15 protein-coding genes are annotated in these 12,804 nt (G+C 48.0%); 8 read left to right on the forward strand and 7 right to left on the reverse strand.

Features of this window, described 5'->3' with window-relative positions:
• Window positions 1-54 precede the first annotated feature (54 nt).
• The 3 genes from BBI11_RS01525 to BBI11_RS01535 form a co-directional block, all read right to left on the reverse strand.
• Window positions 55-906 (reverse strand): dimethylarginine dimethylaminohydrolase family protein, encoded by an 852-nt coding sequence (locus tag BBI11_RS01525; RefSeq protein WP_068459968.1) that lies wholly within the window; start codon window positions 904-906, stop codon window positions 55-57.
• A gap of 172 nt (window positions 907-1,078) precedes the next feature.
• On the reverse strand, window positions 1,079-1,456 hold the full coding sequence (locus BBI11_RS01530) for a nucleotide excision repair endonuclease (protein ID WP_068459970.1): 378 nt from the start codon (window positions 1,454-1,456) through the stop codon (window positions 1,079-1,081).
• Window positions 1,457-1,526: 70 nt separating this feature from the next.
• Entirely contained in the window at window positions 1,527-2,171 is a 645-nt protein-coding gene (locus tag BBI11_RS01535) for an SDR family oxidoreductase (RefSeq protein ID WP_068459972.1), read from the reverse strand.
• 131 nt (window positions 2,172-2,302) lie between these two features.
• Between BBI11_RS01535 and BBI11_RS01540 the strand changes: the two genes are divergently transcribed.
• Window positions 2,303-2,587 (forward strand): DUF6509 family protein, encoded by a 285-nt coding sequence (locus BBI11_RS01540; protein ID WP_068459974.1) that lies wholly within the window; start codon window positions 2,303-2,305, stop codon window positions 2,585-2,587.
• A gap of 59 nt (window positions 2,588-2,646) precedes the next feature.
• Here the strand turns inward: BBI11_RS01540 and BBI11_RS01545 are convergent, their stop codons facing one another.
• The gene (locus tag BBI11_RS01545; protein ID WP_068459976.1) at window positions 2,647-3,405 is read right to left on the reverse strand and encodes a SurA N-terminal domain-containing protein; all 759 of its coding nucleotides are present in this window, start codon (window positions 3,403-3,405) and stop codon (window positions 2,647-2,649) included.
• Window positions 3,406-3,634: 229 nt separating this feature from the next.
• On the opposite strand from BBI11_RS01545, the gene hisC reads away from it, so the two are divergent.
• From hisC to BBI11_RS01570, 5 genes are all read left to right on the forward strand, one after another.
• Window positions 3,635-4,735, forward strand: coding sequence for a histidinol-phosphate transaminase (gene hisC, locus BBI11_RS01550; protein WP_068459977.1), 1,101 nt, complete (start codon window positions 3,635-3,637; stop codon window positions 4,733-4,735).
• Window positions 4,736-4,869: 134 nt separating this feature from the next.
• A complete protein-coding gene (locus BBI11_RS01555) occupies window positions 4,870-5,787 on the forward strand; it encodes an NAD(P)/FAD-dependent oxidoreductase (RefSeq protein ID WP_335645530.1) in 918 nt (305 codons plus the stop codon).
• A gap of 70 nt (window positions 5,788-5,857) precedes the next feature.
• Window positions 5,858-6,157 (forward strand): hypothetical protein, encoded by a 300-nt coding sequence (locus BBI11_RS01560; protein ID WP_068459981.1) that lies wholly within the window; start codon window positions 5,858-5,860, stop codon window positions 6,155-6,157.
• Between the two features lie 352 nt (window positions 6,158-6,509).
• On the forward strand, window positions 6,510-7,241 hold the full coding sequence (locus tag BBI11_RS01565; RefSeq protein WP_068459983.1) for an ABC transporter ATP-binding protein: 732 nt from the start codon (window positions 6,510-6,512) through the stop codon (window positions 7,239-7,241).
• A complete protein-coding gene (locus tag BBI11_RS01570; RefSeq protein WP_068459984.1) occupies window positions 7,238-7,987 on the forward strand; it encodes an ABC transporter permease in 750 nt (249 codons plus the stop codon). Before BBI11_RS01565 ends, BBI11_RS01570 begins: the two co-directional genes overlap by 4 nt.
• 369 nt (window positions 7,988-8,356) lie before the next feature.
• On the opposite strand, the gene BBI11_RS01575 is transcribed toward BBI11_RS01570, so the two are convergent.
• Window positions 8,357-9,427: a saccharopine dehydrogenase family protein gene (locus BBI11_RS01575; RefSeq protein ID WP_068459986.1), complete on the reverse strand. Its 1,071-nt coding sequence runs from the start codon at window positions 9,425-9,427 to the stop codon at window positions 8,357-8,359.
• A 178-nt stretch (window positions 9,428-9,605) separates the two neighbouring features.
• Between BBI11_RS01575 and BBI11_RS01580 the strand changes: the two genes are divergently transcribed.
• Entirely contained in the window at window positions 9,606-10,595 is a 990-nt protein-coding gene (locus BBI11_RS01580; RefSeq protein WP_068459988.1) for a S8 family peptidase, read from the forward strand.
• Window positions 10,596-10,645: 50 nt separating this feature from the next.
• Here BBI11_RS01580 and BBI11_RS01585 read toward each other — a convergent pair whose 3' ends face one another.
• Window positions 10,646-10,852, reverse strand: coding sequence for a hypothetical protein (locus BBI11_RS01585; RefSeq protein ID WP_068459990.1), 207 nt, complete (start codon window positions 10,850-10,852; stop codon window positions 10,646-10,648).
• A gap of 249 nt (window positions 10,853-11,101) precedes the next feature.
• On the opposite strand from BBI11_RS01585, the gene coaW reads away from it, so the two are divergent.
• A complete protein-coding gene (coaW, locus tag BBI11_RS01590; RefSeq protein WP_068459991.1) occupies window positions 11,102-11,926 on the forward strand; it encodes a type II pantothenate kinase in 825 nt (274 codons plus the stop codon).
• 15 nt (window positions 11,927-11,941) lie between these two features.
• On the opposite strand, the gene BBI11_RS01595 is transcribed toward coaW, so the two are convergent.
• On the reverse strand, window positions 11,942-12,502 hold the full coding sequence (locus BBI11_RS01595; protein WP_313903517.1) for a nitroreductase family protein: 561 nt from the start codon (window positions 12,500-12,502) through the stop codon (window positions 11,942-11,944).
• Between the last annotated feature and the right edge of the window lie 302 nt (window positions 12,503-12,804).

Below are 12,804 nucleotides of genomic sequence, written 5' to 3' on the forward strand. Positions count from 1 at the left end.
AAAAATAGACAAATGAAAGAAGCTGCCCGCTGATGCGGGCAGCTTTTCTGTTTATCACCGAGCTATGGGCATCGTGCAGCAGCGGAAAGCGCCGCCGGATTTGATGATTTCCGAAAAGTCGGTTTCAATGACACGGAAACCACGATCGCGCAGCTGTTGATTGACCTTGATGTTTTGCGGCTGGCTAACGACGCGGCGGTCCCCGATTGACAACACATTTGTGCCGAGCTTGAATTGCTCGTCAGATTCGACAGAGATCAGCGTATAGCGCTCACGCAGCATGTCGATGGATGCTTGTTCCAGCGCTTCTGGGAAAATGAGCGCTTCGGTCGGCGACAAAATATTGAAGACACAATCCAAGTGCAAATATTTCTCATTGAGCTGAAGGGGGACGACACGGAAGCCGGATACCTGACTCTGCAATGCACCGATTGCTTTTTTAGACGTGCGGCTACTGATGCCGATGAATACCGTATCGCGGTCCACTAGTACGTCGCCACCTTCAATGCGGTGTCCGGGTAGATGCTTAAAGTGGATGTCTGTATTTTCAAGCCATTGCTGCAGCACCTGTTCTTCGCCTTGTCGGACTTCGGCGGCCATTTCACTGATGAAAACTGTGTCGCCAATCGTAAAGCCAATGTCCCGTGTAAATACTTGCTCTGGATATTCTTCCGAAGCTTCCAAAAAAGCCGTATCCACGCCTTCTTTAGCCAGCGCCTCCACAAAATTATCGTGTTGGCGAAGGGCTTTCGTAACGTCAATGTTTTCGTCTTTATATTGCTTTTGCACATCGTTAATAACGTCTCTGATTTCCATGAAACGCGGCGGGCATAGGAGCACATGGCGCAAGGTGCCATATTCGCTATGACAATCGGCTGCTGGGACTGGCTTGGCGTGTGTAGACATAATAAGTTCCTCCAAAGAACGTGATTTTACACTACTATTCCTTTTTCACAGTCTCATAAAACCTGGGAAAAGATTTATTTGAGTCCGGTTAGTTGAAAATCTAAGCGCCAGGATAGGGGAGGCAAAGCCGGAAACAAAAAAACGGACGCTCTATTCGGAGCGTCCGTTTGTCTTAGTCGCGATAAAATACTTTATCGACGTTGTATTTCGCTTTTCCTGTATTGATCAGGTAAGTCTCATAAATTTCACGTTCCATTGGGTCTTCCACAATGGAAACCGCAATGCGGTGAACTTCATCGCGATGGTTTTTCAATGGCGAGACATTGTCTTCGAAATGCTTTTTCACGCGCTGGCGCAGTTTGCGGGCTTTGCCGACAAACAATAACTCGCCGCTGTGATTGAAGAACTGGATGATGCCGCCTTTATCGCGCGGGATTTCATGCAAGTCAATAAACCCAAAAAGTGGTTTGATGACTGCTTCATCGCCTTGAATTTCTTGTTTGCGCTGAGTAATCGTAATGTCAGCTTTCGGTGCTTGAATATTAATCATGTTATCACGTCCTCTATTATCGTAAAGCTAGTCTACCATAGAAATGCCGTGAACGCCATCTGCCTAAAGCTTACAGGCGGTCGAGTTCCTGAGCGATGTCAGCTTCGCCCTGCAGGATTTCGAAGACTTTTCCGTAGGTGTTTTTACGATCGACCACTTCAGCGAGTGTACGTGCTACATCTGCACGTGGAATCGAACGGTTTTCGAAGGACTCAAAGTGTGCGACTGCTTCGATGTGGCCAGTTTTCTCGTCATCTGATAATGGCCCTGGGCGTACGATTGTATAATCGAGGCCGCTTTGTAAAAGAAGATCATCCGCTGTACGCTTCGCCACGAGGTAAGGCTTCATTTCCTCGCCACCTGCTTCCGGATTGTCAGAACCGACCGAACCAAGTTGGACAAAGCGTTTGACGCCTTTTTGCTTCGCGTAATCTGCTGCTTTGACAGAGCCCCATAGGTCGATCGTCAAGGTTTTATCAGCGCCTGTGTTCGGGCCTGATCCTGCGGCGAAAATGACTGCGTCGACATCGTCGAATGCATGGCTGAAATCTTTCTCCAAGTCACCAAGGACGATTTTTTTCGCGCCGCGTTTTTCCATCTCTTCGCGCTGCTCTTCTTTGCGGATCATCGCTACCGCGTCGTGGCCTTTTTCGGTTAATTCTTCTACAATATTGCGGCCTACTTGGCCATTTGCTCCTAGAACTAATACTTTCATCAAAATCCACTCCTAATTTTTTATGTCTGCTTGGTGTTTTCCCGTATCTCTTTCATTTAAACGCCCAAGCTTTCCGCTATGCTATTCAAATGGCCGGATGAAAGCTAAAATAGAGCAATGGAGGTGCAATAATGGAAATCATTAATTACGAAGTAGAAAAATTGCAAGACCCGACTGGCATCCTGGCAGGGGAGCGCTTTGAGTATACGATGGCGATCAAGGTGGACGAAGAAGACGAGCTGTACCGTCCGGGCGGTCTTGACCTGCGCTTGATCTTGGCAGTGGAAGATGGCATCGCGCGTATTGCCGATTATCATTTTATCGACAGCGAAAGTGAAAAACCGCTGGATTTTGCGTTAGACGAAGAAGAAGAACAGGAAGTGTTGGCGTTTTGTAAAGAGCGTCTCGCTGAATAGGTTTTAAGTATAAGAGCCCGAAAAAAACCCCTCGCCCATTAAGGCGAGGGGTTTTGAGTTTACAGTTTCACTTCAATTTCAGCGTCTTCACGCAGTTCCTCGACGCGTGCAAATGTAGCTTCCTGATCGTTTTGTTCTTGCAACGACTGTCGGATGGTCGGTTCCATTTCTTCGAAAGCCGGAGCTTCTTCTTCTGAGCTTTCAGCGAATTGGTCATAAGCTGCCTGGACTTCTTCATCGGTCACTTCAGGTGCATCGATTTCGTTTTCCATATAGCTTTCGTAGACGAGCTGTTCACGCAATTGCTCTTCCATTTCTTCAAGAGTAAAGCCGGTCTCAGCAAGCGCTTCGTTCATGGCGTCTTCGTCTTCAAAATTGGCTTTCAATTCTTCCATGCGCTCCTCGACGACAGCTTCATCTGCTTCATGGCCTTTTTCTTTGGCATCTTGCAAGAGAACCGCGTTGCCGATGACGACAGACATTGCTTCATCTTCGATCAATTGAAGGTTCTCTTCAGTTGATGGGTCCTGTCCTTGGGAAAGCAAGGTGGATTCGAACTGGCGAGCCACGCTATTGTACACTTTTCCTTGAATTTCTTCGCCGTTGACGACTGCCACGACGGCGTCTTCTTCAGGAAGTTCAAGTACCGATTCAGCCGGAGCTGCTTCTTCGGTGCCTTCTTCAGTGCCTTCTTCAGTCTGTTCGGTTTCTGGAGCCGCTGTTTCTTCGTTAGCGGCAGATTCTTCATTATCAGAACATGCGCCGAGCACTAAGGCGAGGGCGAATGGGGCAAAAACAAATGTCATTTTTTTAATCATGTGAAAACTCCTCTTTCGTCAGTCTCGTTAAAGTAAACCACATTTAGGTAAGGGTTTCAAATTGTAGGCCGTGCGCCTTTCAGGAAAGAGATTTTTCTGTAATAATAGAGACTATTATTTTTCTTTGACTAGAGTGGATATGCAGCAAATCGAGCTTTAATGGTATCATTATCGGTGGCAGTACATATTCATTCAGCATGATTAAAATTAGATGACGGAGGCGTACATAATGGCGAATTTGGAGAATATCAAAGCACGTAAAACCTTGGATCACATCCAGCCTTACTCACCAGGCAAGCCGATTTGGGAAGTACAACAAGAATTAGGTTTGGAGCGCGTCATTAAATTGGCATCGAATGAAAATCCGCTTGGCCCGTCGAAACAGGCTGTCAAAGCCATCGAACAAGGCGTACTCGGTTTGAACCGCTACCCGGATGCTGATGCTAGTGACTTAAAGGCGGCGATTGCCAAAGAGCATGGCGTTGAAAAAACGCAAGTGATTCCGACAAATGGCGCGGATGAACTGATCACGCTCATCTCGGAAGCCTTCCTAGAACCAGACGATGAAATTATCGTGCCGGATCCATCTTTCAGCGAATATGATTTTGGTGCGCATATTATGGGTGCCAAGGTCGTGAAAGTGCCATTTGCACAAGGCTTCGCATTCGATGTCGACGCCATGATCGCGGCAGTGACCGACAAAACGAAAATCATCTACATTTGCTCGCCCAACAACCCAACTGGGACTTATATGAAGAAACAGGATGTCCAGAAGTTATTGGACGCTGTAGGCGATACATTGGTAGTCTTTGATGCTGCATATAGCCATTATGCGGACGCAGAAGATTACACGGATGGCACCGAATTCATCCGCCAAGGCTACCCGCTATTGACCTTGAAAACCTTCTCGAAAATCTACGGCATTGCCGGGGTGCGCGTTGGGTTCGGAATCGCGGCGGATTCAATCATTACGTCGATCTTAAAAGTGAAAGAGCCGTTTAACGTCAATACCTTGGCGCAGCTCGCTGCGACAGCCGCAGTGTCAGACCATGAGCACGTGACGCAATCACGTGAAATCAATACCCGCGGGCTCGAGTATCTATATGGAGCCTTTGAAGAACTGGGCCTCCCGTATACGAAGAGCATGGCGAACTTCGTATTGGTTAAATTAGGCGATGAAGGCGAAACACTTTACCAGGAGCTGATGAAAAAAGGCGTGATTGTCCGCTATGGCAAAGGTTGGGGCCTTCCGGAATACGTGAGAGTCTCAATCGGCACACAGGAAGAAAACGAATTTTTCGTACAGGCCTTGCGTGAATTGATTCAATAATAAAGCGAGCATTAAAGAGAATGCAGTCAGAAACCGGTTGTCTGGGAGAGTCCCTGGCAATCGGTTTTTTTAGCAGGTATCTTGTTTAGCGAAAAAGTGAAGCGGGAAGAGGGAGGAAACGACAGTAGAAAAGGATGAACGCTATGCGATACGATTGTGCCATTATTGGCGGAGGACCTGCAGGCTTGAATGCCGCGTTGGTGCTCGGCCGTTCGAGAAAGAAAGCTGTGTTATTTGATGACGATAATGGGCGCAATTTGGTGACCCGCGAAGCGCATGGCTTCATTACGAGGGACGGGGTTTGTCCGGAGGAACTCAAGCGGCTAGGACGCGAAGAAATCCGCAAATACGGAAGCGTCCAAACAGAAAACGAGCGTGTCGTCCAAATTAACCGAATTTCGGAAACGCATTATGAATTAACGACCGCTAGTGGAAAGGTTTTTCATAGCATTAAAATCATCATTGCGGCTGGTTTAAAAGAAGAGCTGCCGAACGTGCCAGATATTGAGAAGTTCTACGGCACGAGCCTATTCAGCTGCCCATATTGCGATGGCTGGGAAATGCGCGATCAGCCGCTCGCGGTCATCGCTGATAAAAAAGTCTTCACGTTGGCAAAGGAAGTCTATACGTGGAGCCGTGACTTGGCGGTTTTCACGAACGGAGAAGGGCGATTAGAAGAGGAGCAAAAGCAAAAACTGCTCGCCAAAGGCATCAAAGTTTACGAAGATCCGATTTCCGGCCTTGAAGGAGAGAACGGCCAGCTGCAAAGCGTCCGGCTCGAAGACGGCACCTTGATCGACCGCAGTGCCGGGTTCGTGACACCTTTATGGAGCCACGCCACGAATTTTGCCAAAGAGCTCGGCTGCAAGCAAACCGAGCATGGCGGCATTTTGACCGACGACTACGGACGAACCAATGTCTGGAATGTCTATGCGGCTGGGGACGCTTCGCTGATTGTCCCGTCGCAACTCGTTATTGCTGCGGGTGAAGGCAGCGCTGCAGCTATCGGGGTATGCGGGGATTTGATAAACGAATATTTCGATGAAATGTAGGCTGCGTATCAGTTGCATAGACCGGCGCGGGTGCAGTAGACTTTAGAAAAACAGCCGGGAGGCGAACCGAATGGATCCGAAAAGCTCGCTGTCTTCCATTACGTACGTTGACACGGAACGCTCGATTGTAGCCGGCCAGATGAAAATCATCCACACCGAATACGAAATTCATTTATACGAAGATAAATTGATTGCCTCGACGAAAGAATTCAATTTGATGCACGTTTGGGACATTTCTTATAAAACGTTTTCTGATAATGCCAATCTATTGTATTTGCATACGTATCGCGGCGTCTTGACCTACAAAGTGCCAAGAGACCCTGATCGTTTCGTGAAGACTTTCAAAAAACTGAAAAACGCTAATTATTGAGAAGCCGGAAGTTCGGGCTTCTTTTTTTTTTTGAGTAGAATGGCAGGGAAGGGGAAATGGATACGGGAAACGAATGCGCACCGGATAGGGAACGCTTACGCTGACTAATGCAGGCCTAGACACATATTTTGAAAGAGACGACTTGGAAGTTCCGAATGGAATTTACGGCAAGGATTTTTAGTTTTAATGATAATAATTATCGTTTAAAACCACTGTGAAATCAGCTTAATTGATATGTATTATCAATTAAAAATAGTTATTCTCAATTACTTGGTTCGCTTATCAAGTTGTGCTATGATAGCTACATTATAATAATTATAAATAAGAAAATGAAGATTTAGGAGGTGTGGGCATGAGCACCCAGTACAAACCAGCGCTCCATTTTCAGCATGTGGATTACCGCATCGGAGACACAGAGATTTTAAGCAATATTACCGGTTCATTTCCGCAAGGCCGCATCACGACTTTAGTAGGTCCTTCGGGGGCCGGGAAGTCGACTTTACTTAAATTGTGCAATAGCCTGATTTCCCCGGAAAATGGCGAAATTTTTGTCAAAGACAAAGCGATTGGCGATTACGATCCCGTGGAATTGCGCCGAATGGTTGGGATGGCGCTGCAGAGCGCACCGATGATCAGCGGCACGGTCTATGAAAACTTGAATTTGCCTTTGGACTTGCAAGGGCAGCGACTAGCGAAAGAAGATGCCCTAGAGCTGCTTGAAGACGTGGGCTTAAAAGGTGACTTGCTGGACCGTAAAGTAAAAGAATTGTCAGGCGGGCAGCGCCAGAAAGTATCCATCGCAAGAACGCTCGTCAATAAGCCGGAGATTTTGTTGATGGATGAAATCACGTCGTCGCTTGACCGCGCCTCTAAGCATGAAGTGGAAGAGCTAATCAGCAAGATCAACCGAAAATACGGCACGACGATCATTTGGATCACCCACAACCTTCAACAAGCGCTCGAAATCGGCGACTATACATGGGTCATGATGGATGGCCAGGTAGTGGAAACTGGCGAAAGTTCCTTGCTAGAAGATCCTAAAAACGACCGTGTGGAAGAGTTCGTGAAAGGGGTGGTGTCATGAGTTATTGGGCTTTATCACTGACGCTCATTTTTGTTCTCATTCCTTTGCTCTTATCGAAAACATTGAATTTAGGACTCGGACGGGACATGACCGTTGCGACGCTGCGTTCGATTGTTCAACTGCTCGCCGTCGGGTATGTGCTGAAATTCGTCTTCGACTCCGAAAGTTTGCTATATATTTTCTTGATGGTTGCACTGATGATTGTAGCGGCCACCCATAACGCGCAGAAAAAAGGGGCGGCCATCCAAGGAATTACTTGGAAAATCGCCGTCACCCTGATTTTTGTGGAAGTATTGACGCAAGGGATTTTGGTCGGCTTTAATATTACACCGGCTACCGCGCAATACATCATTCCGATCAGCGGCATGGTGATCGGTAACTCGATGGTGCTGTCGATCTTGTTCTTGAACCGTTTCACAGCGGAAGTTGAAGATCATCAGGACCAGACCGAATTGATCTTGTCGCTTGGCGGAACGCCGAAACAAGCAATTCACCGCCAGTTGATCAATTCGATCAAAGCGAGTATGATCCCGACGATTGAGAGCCAGAAAACCGTTGGACTCGTCCAGTTGCCCGGCATGATGAGCGGGCAAATCATCGCGGGCGCAGACCCGATCCAAGCGGTGCAGTTCCAGTTGCTAATCATGTTCTTATTGTTGACGACAGCGGCTGTCACAAGCGTTTTCCTCGGATATTTATCTTATCCAACCTTATTCAATAAACGCATGCAATTACTAAAAGGCTGACGCATAGTCAGCCTTTTTCAGAGTGTTGAAGAAGTCTATTAATCAGTTATGAATTAAATTGGAAGCATCTTTTCAACATTTAAAAATCAGTAACCTCTCTAAGTATTTGGAGAAGTGTCCGCTCGTAAGCCCTTCTGCTCAATAATGCTGCGCATTACTTTCGCAAAGATAAGGTCTCCCGTAGGTCAACCTTATCTTTCCTGTGGATCAGCGAGACGACCGAGACCCCGCAAGCAGCGAAGCGGCTGAGGAGGCTTGGGCGCGAGCCCACGGAAAGCGAGCGATAAGCTTCGGAAAATACGATTTCTAAACATTCTTGACAATCTATGAAAGGCTGATATTTCGTCAGCCTTTTAATTTTGCTTAAATTTAGTTGGCGTTGCCAGGGTAGAAGCTGTCGATTTCAAAGCGGCCGGATCCTGGCAAGCTTTCGAGCAAGTCCGGTCCAAACAAGGCAGCGGGCGTCCAGCTGCCACTTGCATAATCACCTGATAATAAGCGCTGTGTCACTTCGAGCGCTCCATATACGGTCAGGTCATAAACATTCGCAGTGCGGATCCGGCACGTTTTAACAACGCCATCTGCATTTTTGGCTTGGCCCCAAATATACGCGGCACTGCCAGCGCGTTCTTCCTGGTTTGGTCCCTCTACACCTTGTTCGACCCATCTCAATAAAGGCTGCTTCACTTTTTCGGAAGACAGCAAAGGACTCGCCACGTTCATGAGCCGTGCTGCATAAATAGCTGCTTTGGGTGTTGGAATCCATGCTGAAATATTCGGAATCGCGGTCGTGTAATAAGCGGTGGCCACGTCTCCCCAAGGGATCGCCATGGCAGATTTCTTTCCGCGCCCGAAATCGATCAGTCGCTGTTGTTTACCAATCGCAGTATCCGTCAATTGGCCTTCTTTACGGACGGTATTGCCGCCACCTAGCCCTTCGACCATCGTTTTCATGGTACCGGGGGAGATGCCTGAGTCCGAATCAAATCCAAGTGCGAGCTCGATAGCATCAGGCAAAGCCTGCTTTAGCTTTAAAGCAGTGCAGTCGGTCGGGATAACGTCAAAGCCTACACCAGAACATAAAATGATGTTTTTTTGCAGCGCTTCTTCGTGCAAGGAATGGGTGTGTTCGAAAACGCTGATTTCCCCCGTGATATCGAGGTAATGAGCGCCGGCTTTTAGGCAAGCGTGAATCATCGGTTTGCTGGTCTTCTCAAAAGGCCCTGCGCAATGAAGCACAAGGTCGATGCCTGCCAACTGCTCAGCTGTTTGGTCATTTAATTCGAAAATCTGGAATTCCAAGTCGAGTTCTTCGGCGAGCGGCTGTACTTTTTCCTTGCTGCGTCCAGCCAACACGGGCCGCATTCCACGCTCAACAGCTTCTTGTGCAATTAATTTTCCTGTATAGCCTGTCGCTCCGTACAATAGCCAAGTTGTCATTATTTTAGGTCTCCTCATCTTTTGGTGTCTTTCTTGTGTTCTTCAATAAGAAGGAAATTCCTGTCTCTTTCTCGAAATTAATAACAAGAACTTTCCAATTCAAAAAGCGAACAAATGTTTGATTTTAACTGCGGCTATCAGGTAGAATGAACGAAACGAGCTGAAGGAGGAATTTTCGATGAACAATATTCATTTGATTCCATACCGCGTTGAACAAGTGACGGCAGCCCCGCCACGCATTCCGGAGGGGGTGCGGATGATTCAGGCTCCTGAAGTGTGGGAAAGCGCCGAACACGGCAAAGGCAATGTTGTGGCTGTCTTGGATACCGGTTGCCAGAGCGACCACCCCGATCTGTCAGCGCGGATTGTGGGCGGCCGTAATTTCACACACGATGACGCTGGAGACCCTGAACAGTTTGAGGATTACAACGGCCACGGCACCCATGTAGCCGGGACGATTGCTGCTTCGCTTACGGATGAAGACGGTGTGGTCGGTGTCGCGCCGCTCGCCGATTTACTTGTCGTCAAAGTGCTCGATAAACAAGGCAGCGGCAGTTACGAAGGCATTATTGCGGGCATTCATTACGCCATCGATTGGCGCGGCCCGAACGGGGAAAAGACCACGATTATTTCGATGTCGCTCGGAGGCCCTGAAGACCATCCGGAGTTATACGAAGCGGTCAAGCGCGCAGTGGACGCCGGAATCCCGGTTATTTGCGCAGCCGGCAATGAAGGAGACGATGCATACGATACGGATGAATTCGCTTATCCGGGTGCTTACGGCGAAGTCATTCAAGTGGGCGCTGTCGATTTCGACCGCCGCATCGCCCCGTTCAGCAATACCAATAACGAAATCGATTTGGTCGCGCCGGGCATCAACATCTATTCGACGTATCTGGAAGGGAAATACGCCAGCTTATCCGGTACTTCGATGGCGACGCCGCATGTATCGGGAGCTTTAGCATTGATCCGCAATATTTCCGAGCGTGAGTTTGACCGGGAGCTGACCGAGGCGGAATTGTATGCCCAGCTTGTCCGGCGCACGATTCCTCTTGGCTATCCGAAGACGGCGGAAGGCAATGGCCTGCTGGCGCTCGATATTCTGAATAAATTCGAGCAATTGTTCAAGATTCTCAGCAATTCCTATGGCAATGGCTCGGGCCGTTAACAGCAAACATTCAAAAACCCCCAGACACAAAGTCTGAGGGTTTTTTGCATTTAATCCGTCACTAATTTATCCGTTTTCCGCTGCTCTTCAATCCACCATTCAATATGGTTTGTGTCGAACAGGATCATGTCGCCATAAGGGCGGGCATGCGGAATGGTTCGTTTCGACAGGAGTTGCTGAATCTGCTCCTCTGTCATGGGGCAACTTCGCTGCTCTAAGTATTCAAGCAATTTCGGTATTCCCTGGATTTTCCCCATTTAATCACCTCCCACAAAATCTTCCTTGCAAAAGCAAAGAAAATTCAGTCCGAGTTATTAAACAGGCTGCTGAAAATACTATTCCCCTATTTTGAGTGTTCAATCCTAAAAAGCGAAAATTCACAGACGGGCAAAGCGGAACTGGGCAAACTCCTCCCGCTTATAGCGCGAATATGTTAGAATTTCTCCATATGTTAAAAACTATTGTAAGGCAGTAAAAGTGCTTTTAAGAAGAGAAGGTGCAAATAGATGAAAGTCGGAATAGATGCGGGCGGGACACTGATCAAAGTGGCATATACCGATGAGGGTGAGGTCCAGTTTGCGAAACACCCAATTGCTGACATCGGTTTAGTAGCAGAGTGGATTAATGGGCTGCCGGTTAGTGAAGTATGTGTGACTGGCGGAAAGTCAGGTGTGCTAGCCTCTTTGCTGGAACAGCCGGTCCAGGAAATGGTGGAATTTGAAGCGACTCACTTAGGTGTTCAAGTATTGCTCGAACGCATGGGACTTCACCATGAAGCTTATTTGGTCACCAATGTCGGAACGGGCACATCGATTCATTGCGTGCAGGACAATTCACAGGAACGCCTAGGCGGCACAGGCATTGGAGGCGGGACGTTGATCGGCCTCAGCCATTTATTGACAGGCATCACCAGCTTTGATGAAATCGTTGAACACGCTAAGCGCGGCTCGCGCGAACGCATCGATTTGAAAGTGAAGCATATCTATGAAGGCAAAGAGCCGCCCATTTCGGGTGAGTTGACGGCCAGTAATTTTGGCCAGGACTTGTTTGCCATTTCCCATGAATTGTCGAAAGAGGAATTGCTGGCGACAGTCATTGGTCTGGTCGGTGAAACAGTCAGTACGGTCAGTGTTCATGCAGCGCGCCAATGCCGCAGTTCGACGATTGTCTATATTGGCTCTTCCTTCAGCGACAATGCTTTGTTGAAAGAAGTCGTCACCAGCTACACCATACTGCGCGGCTCGACGCCACTATTCCCAGACAATGGCGAATATTCCGGTGCTGTCGGGGCTTTATCAGTCTTAGAACAGAAAAAAGAGCATCAAAGCTGATGCTCTTTTTCTTGATTATTGATCGATGATTTCGAGCTTTTCGCGCACATCGGTACGTGCTTGTTTTTCTGGTACGTGTGCAGGATAGCCCATCATCATGGTCGCAACGATTTTCTCGCCGGGTTCCACTCCGATTGCCTCACGGAAGACGGGGTTGTAAATCCAGTCGTTTGAGCGCCAAATCATGCCGATGCCGCGCTGCCAAGCAGCCAATTGGAAATTTTGCAGCATGGAACTAAGCGCTCCGTAGTCTTCGTCGAAACGTCGTTGGCGAGGATCAACTGGCATAATGGCGACGAGATGGAGCGGAATGTCTCGGAAGTATTGGGCTTTCGTGAGCGCTTTTTGCGGGATATCGCCGTCCGGTGTTTTCATCGACTCGAGAAATGCCTGGACGAATTTTTCTTTTCCGGCACCAGCGTACAGCTGGAAGCGCCAAGGCTCGTTTACTTTATGGTTAGGTGCCCATTTGGCGACATTGAGCAGCTCGATGATTTCTTCGACATCGACAGCGTCGGGTTTGAATTTTTTTATCGATCTTCTTTCCATGATCAATTGGTCAATTGGATTCAGCAAATTGAACCTCTCCTATCCTTTTAATGCCTTCGGTTAAATCCTACCATGAATGGCTAAAATCGTGTTGAAAATGACATATTGCCTTCTGTCGGAATACTGGTTTCTTGATAAAATAATTACTATATAAGTTGAAGTTAAGACTTCATAACATTCCGCAAAACCGCTACGCTTTCCTGCGGGCGAGCGCCAAGCCTCCTCAGTCGCTTTGCGCCTTGCGGGGTCTTGCCTGTCTCGCTTTCCCGCGGGAGTCTCCGCGGTTTTGCTCCATTTAGACACCATTAACATAGTTCGTCTTTTGATAA

This window comes from Planococcus maritimus (assembly GCF_001687625.2).
Lineage (GTDB): Bacteria > Bacillota > Bacilli > Bacillales_A > Planococcaceae > Planococcus > Planococcus maritimus.